9 protein-coding genes are annotated in these 7522 nt (G+C 69.8%); 2 read left to right on the top strand and 7 right to left on the bottom strand.

The window, feature by feature from the left end; genetic code table 11:
* Nucleotides 1-2 precede the first annotated feature (2 nt).
* From SK803_RS38120 to SK803_RS38130, 3 genes are all read right to left on the bottom strand, one after another.
* Nucleotides 3-1811 (bottom strand): LamG-like jellyroll fold domain-containing protein, encoded by a 1809-nt coding sequence (locus tag SK803_RS38120; protein WP_319971058.1) that lies wholly within the window; start codon nt 1809-1811, stop codon nt 3-5.
* 87 nt (nt 1812-1898) lie between these two features.
* Nucleotides 1899-2570 carry a DNA alkylation repair protein gene (locus tag SK803_RS38125; protein ID WP_319971059.1) on the bottom strand — a complete coding sequence of 224 codons (672 nt, stop codon included), beginning with the start codon at nt 2568-2570 and terminating at the stop codon, nt 1899-1901.
* Nucleotides 2571-2674: 104 nt separating this feature from the next.
* On the bottom strand, nt 2675-3202 hold the full coding sequence (locus SK803_RS38130) for an RICIN domain-containing protein (RefSeq protein WP_319971060.1): 528 nt from the start codon (nt 3200-3202) through the stop codon (nt 2675-2677).
* A gap of 149 nt (nt 3203-3351) precedes the next feature.
* Here SK803_RS38130 and SK803_RS38135 point away from each other — a divergent pair, with 149 nt between their 5' ends.
* Entirely contained in the window at nt 3352-5166 is a 1815-nt protein-coding gene (locus SK803_RS38135; protein WP_319971061.1) for an AfsR/SARP family transcriptional regulator, read from the top strand.
* Here SK803_RS38135 and SK803_RS38140 read toward each other — a convergent pair.
* The 3 genes from SK803_RS38140 to SK803_RS38150 all read right to left on the bottom strand — a co-directional run bounded on the left by SK803_RS38140 (nt 5127) and on the right by SK803_RS38150 (nt 6407).
* A complete protein-coding gene (locus tag SK803_RS38140) occupies nt 5127-5498 on the bottom strand; it encodes a MerR family transcriptional regulator (protein ID WP_319971062.1) in 372 nt (123 codons plus the stop codon). The genes SK803_RS38135 and SK803_RS38140 overlap by 40 nt on opposite strands.
* A 9-nt stretch (nt 5499-5507) precedes the next feature.
* Nucleotides 5508-5903 carry a hypothetical protein gene (locus SK803_RS38145; protein ID WP_319971063.1) on the bottom strand — a complete coding sequence of 132 codons (396 nt, stop codon included), beginning with the start codon at nt 5901-5903 and terminating at the stop codon, nt 5508-5510.
* A 66-nt stretch (nt 5904-5969) separates the two neighbouring features.
* A complete protein-coding gene (locus tag SK803_RS38150) occupies nt 5970-6407 on the bottom strand; it encodes a hypothetical protein (RefSeq protein WP_319971064.1) in 438 nt (145 codons plus the stop codon).
* A 63-nt stretch (nt 6408-6470) separates the two neighbouring features.
* Here SK803_RS38150 and SK803_RS38155 point away from each other — a divergent pair, with 63 nt between their 5' ends.
* Nucleotides 6471-7211 carry a hypothetical protein gene (locus SK803_RS38155; protein WP_319971065.1) on the top strand — a complete coding sequence of 247 codons (741 nt, stop codon included), beginning with the start codon at nt 6471-6473 and terminating at the stop codon, nt 7209-7211.
* Here SK803_RS38155 and SK803_RS38160 read toward each other — a convergent pair.
* Entirely contained in the window at nt 7208-7429 is a 222-nt protein-coding gene (locus SK803_RS38160) for a hypothetical protein (RefSeq protein WP_319971066.1), read from the bottom strand. The genes SK803_RS38155 and SK803_RS38160 overlap by 4 nt on opposite strands.
* Nucleotides 7430-7522 lie beyond the last annotated feature (93 nt).

Here is a 7522-nt window from a genome sequence, read left to right on the forward strand (position 1 = left end):
CGTCAGCCGGTCAGGAACTGGCTCGGGCGCAACGCACGGCTGACGACGCGCGTGTCGCCGATCGCGCCGTAGAAGCCCTGGCCGTACCGCAGGGCGAACTGGGTCGCGCCGATCACGAACGGTTTGCCCTGCGTGGTGATGCCCCTGGACTCCTCGGCGGCGTTGCGCGCGATCTTGGCGCCGTCGACGTACATGGTCGTGCGGCGGCCGTCGTTCACCACCGCGACGTGCGCCCACCGGCCGACCGGGATCGCGTGGCTCCACGAGGTGGGGTCGGCGTCGACGGGCACGGGGTAGACGACGAACTGCAGGAACCGCTCGCCCGACACGTTCAGGCTGCACGTCGGTTCGTCGTCCGACCAGCCGCTGTGCTTGCCCGCGTCACCGGCGCGGCCCTCCCAGCTCAGCACGCCCATGAAGGCGTGATCACCGATGAACGGGCTGGGCAGCTTGAGGAACGTCTCGATGGTGTAGCCCGACTCGAACTTCGCGCTGGTGATCGGCGCGGTGGCGGACGTGCGCAGGATCGCGCCGCGATCGGGGCTCTTGCCACCGGCGAACGACAGGCTGGCGTGCGCGGGCTGGTCGTCGTGGTGGTCGCGTGACCAGGTCAGCACGTCCGGAGTGGCAGAGCGAAGGTGCTGAACGGTGAGGTCGTTGCCGTTGCCGGTGAGGTCGCGGACAACGGTCCCCGGCGCCACCGCACCCTCGGTGGCAGAAGGCAGCCCTTCCGCGTCGAACCGCCAGTACGCCACGGTGTCTCTGACCAGCACGGCCCGCGCGGGACGTGGCGGGGGCAGCACCGGCGGCGCGAACCCGGCGAACCGGCGGCGGAAGTCGATCTCGACGGTGAACCTGTCGATCTCACCGCCGAGCTCCGCGGTCTCGGCTTCTGGTAGGGTGTCGCGCCTGGTCAGCAGCCACGGCGAGAACGTCTCGACGTCGATCACGTTGCGCGCCAGGTCGAACGAGTAGAACCGGACCATGCCCGCGCCGCCGTAGTAGCGCTCCTGGTAGTTGGTGATGTGCAGGTGCACGGGATTGCCGTGGTCGTTGGTCAGCGTCGTGCGTCCGGACGGCCAGTAGTGCCCGTTCAACGTGAGGAAGATCTGGTCGTTGCGCCGGATCAGCCTCTCCCACAGGTGGTTGCCGTGTGGCGACAGTTCGGCCTGCGGACTGCCCGCCACGAGGTCGTGCGTGGTGAGGATCGCGGGCAACCGGTGCTGGTCCAGGACTCCTTGCGCCCACTGGATTCCCTGCTCGGACACTCGCCAGTCGAGCGCCAGCAGCAGCCACCGCCGGCCGCCCGCGGAGATCACGTGGAAGCTGTTGTAACCGCCGGGACCGAAGCCGCCGAACGTCTTCATCCGCGCGAACCTGTCCGGTCCGAACGTCCGCGAGTACGGCGTGGGACCGCGCTGGTCGTCGGTGCTGCCCGGCACGTCGTGGTTGCCGGCCAGCACGCTGTACGGCAGCTGTCCGTTGATCGAGTCGAAGACCGAGTCGGCGGTCCGCATCTCCCGCTCGGTGCCGTGTTCCGTCACGTCGCCGAGGTGGGCCAGGAACACGATGTTCGCCTCGCGCCGCCGTTTCACCAGGCTGCGCAGCGCTTCCCGGACCGGTTCCGGATCCGATCCGCCTTCGTCCAGGAGGTACTGGGTGTCCGGCAGAACCGCGATCGTGAACCTCGCGTCGCCGGCGCCGGCAGGGGCCGCGCCGGCGACGTCAGGGCTCAGGAGTGCGGCCGCAGCGGGTGCGGCGAAGGCAGCCTGCAGCAGCGTGCGACGCCCGATCTCTGAACGCTCGGTCATGCGCGACAGCATGTCCGGCCTCGCCGGGCGGAATGTTGACCAGAACCAGAACAGCTGCCGAACGTTGTGAGAGCGCTCTCGCCGCAGCTATGCGTTCTGCTGCCGCCGCACCATCTCGTTGATCCAGATGGGCGCGAACGGCGACGTGCAGTTCGGTGGCGTCGGGTAGTCCTTGAGCACTTCCAGGCGTTCGCCGATGCCGATCGCACGGGCGCGCTGTGCCGGGTGCTCGATCCCGATCTGGGCCAGGCAGTGGTTCATCGCCCACTGCAGACGATCGTCTGCGCCCTTCATCTCGGCCTCGATGGTGTCTAGCAGGCCGTCGAGGTTCAGGCCGCCGGGCGACTTGGCGACGCGTTCGGTCGTCAGGGCCCAGCCCGCGCTCGCGACCACCGGGTCCGGGTCGGCGAACCACGTCTCGCGCAGGTCTTCGGCGTGCGGACTCTTCTTCACCACGTAGTTCACGAGCCAGTCGTGGACCTTGGGGCGGCGGGCCTCGCGGAGCATGGTGTCGAGCTGGTCGCGGGAGAACGCCTTGGGGCGGCAGATCAGCAGGGCCAGCAGCCGGGCCGCGGTGTCTCCCGTCGCCCACAGCTCCAGCGCCAGTTCCTGCTGTGTCTTCAGGCGTTTGGCGACGGCGCGGAGCTTGCCGAGGTTCACACCGTGGTCGTCGCCGTGCTTCTCGTTGACCGCGCGTGCCTTCGGATCCTCCAGCGCGGCCAGTTCGGCCATCACCTCGGCCACCGTCGTTTCCGCCACCGTCCGACCTCCCGTTCGCCACCGCTGCCGATCAGCCTACGAGCAGGGACGCGAAAACGCGGGTCGTGCCCTGGTGCAGGGCACAACCCGCGTAAGAGGAGCGATCAGCCGATGACGAACTCCTGGGCGCGGTGGTCGACGCACCAGTTCTGGTGCAGCTTCGACTTGTTGTTGAAGTTGCGGCCGGCGATCTCGAGGCACTGGCCGCTGTGACGCGCCCGGAACTTCATCGTGCCGGACGCGGTGGTCTCCACCAGGAACTGCTGGTTGAACTTGGTGGCGCTGCACGTGTACTGCGTGGCGTCCGCGGTCGCGTCCTGGCTCGCGTCCCAGATGTCGACGCACTTGGCGCTGTGCGCGACCCTGATGCGCACGGCGCCGCTGCCGTCACCGACCTGCTCCAGGGTCCACTGCTGGTGGGTCTTGGAAGCGTCGCAGGTGTACTGGACGATCGCGGCCTTGTTGTCGCGGCTGCCGTCGGCCACGTCGAGACACTTGGCGCTGTTGGAGTTGCGGAGCAGGTCGTAGGTGACGGCGCCCGACGCGGTTCCCGCACCCGCACCCGCCAGTGCCACCGCGGCGGCGGTCAGCGCGATCGCGGCGCTGATGCGGCGAAGAAACGTCCTGGACATGTGCCCTCCGAAGGTCTGCCGACGACCGGTTCCCTGTGACCGGTCTGTCGCGAATGAGAGTGGACGTCCGGTGTTCGGCAGGGATTCGGCAACTGTGTGATCGGCTGCTCAGCGGCCGTTTTCGGGGCTCCTGAAGGGGAGTGTGGCTGGTGGAGTTCGGACTGCTCGGCGCTGTCGAGGTCCGCGTCGGTGACCGGGTCGTGGACGTCGGTCACTCCCGGCAGAGGTGTGTGCTCGCGGTGTTGCTGGTGGAGGCGAACCGGCTGGTGCCGGTCGACGTGCTGGTGGACCGGGTGTGGGGCGAGCAGGTTCCGCACCGGGCGCGCAACGCGGTCGCCGGGTACGTGTCGCGGCTGCGGCAGGTCCTGCCGGACGAGGTGCGCATCGTCGGGCGGCAGGGCGGCTACCTGCTGACCGCCGACCCGATGTCGGTTGACGTGCACCGGTTCGACCACCTCGTGGCACTGGCGCGCGTGCGGCCGGACGAGGCCGTCGAGCTGCTCAACGACGCGCTCGGGCTGTGGCGGGGAGAGCCTTTCTCCACTTTGGACACTCCGTGGCTCGCGGCCGTGCGGTCCGCGCTGGAGGCACGCCGGCTCGCCGCGCTGCTGGACCGCAACGACCTGGCGCTGGAGCAGGGACGGCACACCGAGTTGCTGGCGGAGCTGGACGCGACCGCCGCGGCGTTCCCGTTGGACGAACGGCTGGCCGGGCAGCTGATGCTGGCGCTGTACCGCTGCGGGCGGCAGGCGGACGCGTTGCTGCGGTACGAACAGGTCCGGCTGCGGCTGGCGGATGAGCTCGGTGCCGATCCGGGACCTGGTCTTCGCCTGCTGCACCAGAAGATCCTCACCGCGGACCTGGCGCTGCCGGTGGATCAGCCGGTCGTGGTGCCGAGGCAGTTGCCGGCGCCGCCGCGGTCGTTCACCGGGCGGGCTCGCGAACTCACGGCGCTCGACGCGGTTCTCACCGGCAGGCCGCCGGTCGTGGCCGCCGTGTCCGGCATGGCAGGGGTGGGCAAGACGGCGCTGGCGGTGCACTGGGCGCATCGGGTCGCGGCACGGTTCCCGGACGGGCAGCTGTACGTCAACCTGAGGGCGTTCGGCCCGGACGAAGCACCGGCAACGCCGGGCGAGGCGTTGCGCACGCTGCTCGACGCACTCGGCGAGCGCGTCCCGGCGAGCGTGGCCGCGCAGGCCGGTCGGTACCGCGACGCGGTGGCGGGCAAGCGAATGCTGATCCTGCTGGACAACGCCAGGGACGCGGAGCAGGTCCGGCCGCTGCTGCCCGGCGCCCGGGGGTGCCTGGTGCTGGTCACCAGCCGCAACCGGCTGACCGGTCTGGTCGCCGCGGACGGCGCGCACCCCGTCGTGGTCGATCCGCTGTCCGCGGAGGACTCACGAGGTCTGCTCGCCGATCGTCTGGGCGCTGCCCGGATCGCCGACTCCGCCGCCGCGGACGAGATCGTCGCGCGGTGCGCGGGTCTGCCGCTCGCGCTGACCGTCGTGGCCGCCCGCGTCGCCTGCACCGGCTTCCCGTTGCGGGTGATCGCCGCCGAACTGGGTGGCGGTCTCGACTCGTTCGACGGCGGCGACTCGGCCACGGACGTCCGCACGGCGTTCTCCTGGTCGTACCGCGCGGTGGGACCGCAGGCCGCCCGGTTGTTCCGCCTGCTCGGCACGCATCCCGGCCATGATGTCTCGGTCGAGGACGCCGCCGCGCTCTTCGGGGCGCAGCAGATCCGGCCGCTGCTCTCCGAACTGACCCGCGCGCACCTGCTCGCCGAACGCAGACCCGGCCGCTACGTCCTGCACGACCTCCTGCGCGCCTTCGCTGTCGAACTGGCCCAGATCCACGACACCGGCGTCGACGACTTCGCGCAGGCCCTGGCGTGGTTCACCGCCGAGCACCACGCCCTGCGCGCTCAGTCGCTCAGCGCCGCGAGCACCGGGCACTGCTCCTGAACACCGTTGGCGGCGACGTCGAGCAACGCCAGGCGCACGCGGTCCAGGTCGCGGATCCGGTCCTCGATCTCGGCGACCTTCCCGGTGATCACCCCGTCCAGGTCGGCGAGATCGGGTGAGCTCGACACGGCCAGGATCTGTTCCACCTCGGTGAGGGTGAAGCCGAGACGTGCCGCGCGGCGGATGAACTTCAGCCGCTTCAGGGCTTCCTGGTCGTAGTGGCGGTAGCCGCCGTAGGTGCGGGTGGTGGGGTTGACCAGGCCGCGGCGCTCGTAGAACCGCACGGTGCTGATGCCCACGCCGGCGGCGCGGGCCAGTTCGGAGATGCGCACCACCGGAAACTACCTCCGGAGCAGGGCGCGCAGCTGGACGACGCCCCAGAACAGTTCCAGCACCAGGAACACGGCCAGGACCGGCGTCTGCCCGTTCCACAACGCCCACGCGAACCACAGGCTGAACAACGCCCGACCGGCCGTGTCGATGGTGATGAGCAACGGCTCGGGCCGCCGCCACCGCGCGATGGACCACATCACCACCACAGTGCCGAACAGCGTGGCGAACAACAGGGTCATCGTGTCGGGACGGGCCGGTGGGGTGCCGGGCAGGCCGAGAGCCTGGTGGACCGCGGCGAACAGGCCCAGCACCAGGCCGGCGGTCCAGGGCGTGACGAACGCGATGCTCGCCACGAGGTCGTACAGCGCGCCGGCCCTGCCCCAGCGGGCCACGGAGGTTTCCATGGCGATCACGATGGACTCTGCACCGTGGTGCAGAGTCAAGCCCTGAAGAAGGGGAACGCACCGCGCCTAGTCGTGGTTGCGGTACCACCAGAGGTAGCAGCTCCCGAGCACGACCGCGAGCAGACCCATGCCACCCATCATGTAGTACATCCAGATCATGTCGCCGTGCTTCGCCTCTGGCGAGTACACCTGGTTCGGGTCGCCGACCTCGAACGCGCGGACGCTGTCGCCTTTGGCGAAGCCCTTCGGCAGTTGGCCCGCCAGGCCGACGCCGGCGCGGGTCACCTTGCCGTCGTCGCTGGTGAACGTCCCGTCCCAGCTGCTGCACGGTGTGGCCCTGCTGCGGCCGCCGCACGAGGGCTCCTCGGCGAACAGGTAGACGCCGGGCGTGCCGAGGTCGAAGGTGACCTTGGTCGCCACCACCACGGCTTCGGCCTGAAAGAGCATCATGAGGATCCCGGCGGCGATCGCGACGCCGGCGATCCCGCGCCGTGGTTCTGCCATTGCTCACCCCCTGTCACCACTAACGTTGCCGGGTGAGGGGATGTTGAGTCGAGGGAGTCCCGTGTGTCCGGCCAGATCGTGCGTCACGCCGCTCAGATCGAGGCGGTGCGCATGCGGTTCGTGGCCGTGCACCGGGCCAGCGCGGTCGTCGTCGGCGACGAGGTCGTGTACGGGCGGCTGTGCCGGTGGGTCGTCGAGACCGTTCTGGAGAAGCACGCCAGGCAGGACGAGCTGGTCGAGTACGTGGAGGAGAACCTGCGCCTCATCGTGGCCGGGTTGTGCGACCTCTACGGCGTCAAGCGGCCGGAACCGGATCCGGTGCGCGAGGCCGCGTTGCCGTCGTTGATCGCGCAGGTCGAGGAGACCGCCGCGACGGCGATGGAGCGGATCGGGCCGCTCAAGGACGTCCTGGACGAGCTCACCGGACGGCCGGACGTGATCACCGCGCATGCTCTGACCTGGTACAACATCGCGGTTGAGCAGCGCGACATGGCGAACGAGCTCGCGGGCTTCCTCGACCACGACGTGCCGGGCTGGGCCGGTGCCGAGGAACATCTCCGGTTGATGGGCCACAACATCGAGGCGATCCGGGGGCTCAGCTCGGTGTCGGCGGCGTTCGCGGAGATCACCGAGAGCGTCGGCGTGCTGGTCGCGCAGACCAGGCGGCTCGTGCGCGAGCTGGTGGTCAGCCTGGCCGTGGCGCCGACGGACGCGACGCTCTGGCGGCTGGCGTGCCGGATCGCGGTGTACGGGGTGGCGCTCAACGCCACCCTCACGCACCTGGAGAACCGGCTGGAGGGCTAGGCCGCAGCTGCGCGGCGGGCGCGGCGCTTGGCGATCGTCGGCAGGAACCACATGTAGACGCCGGTGCCCATGAGGACGAACAGCGGCAGCAGCGGCACGTACGACACCCACACCACGGAGTTGTCCACGGTCAGCGCGACCGCGGTGAACACGACGGTGGCCATGAAGAACATGCTCACCACGCGGTGGAACTTGCGGATCCCCTTGGTGCTGCTCATCTTTCTCGTCCTCCCAGGTCGTTGACCGCTGTTGTGGACAACGTTAGGAGCGACGCCGGTCACGGGGCTTCTCGATTCCTGACCGGTTCGGGC

The sequence above is a fragment of the Lentzea miocenica genome, assembly GCF_033949945.1.
Lineage (GTDB): Bacteria > Actinomycetota > Actinomycetes > Mycobacteriales > Pseudonocardiaceae > Lentzea > Lentzea miocenica.

Bases quoted from the DNA above. Each gene is read 5' to 3' on its own strand.
- SK803_RS38120 (WP_319971058.1), bottom strand. From the start codon at position 1,811: ATGACCGAGCGTTCAGAGATCGGGCGTCGCACGCTGCTGCAGGCTGCC.
- SK803_RS38130 (WP_319971060.1), bottom strand. From the start codon at position 3,202: ATGTCCAGGACGTTTCTTCGCCGCATCAGCGCCGCGATCGCGCTGACC.
- SK803_RS38145 (WP_319971063.1), bottom strand. From the start codon at position 5,903: ATGGAAACCTCCGTGGCCCGCTGGGGCAGGGCCGGCGCGCTGTACGAC.
- SK803_RS38150 (WP_319971064.1), bottom strand. From the start codon at position 6,407: ATGGCAGAACCACGGCGCGGGATCGCCGGCGTCGCGATCGCCGCCGGG.
- SK803_RS38160 (WP_319971066.1), bottom strand. From the start codon at position 7,429: ATGAGCAGCACCAAGGGGATCCGCAAGTTCCACCGCGTGGTGAGCATG.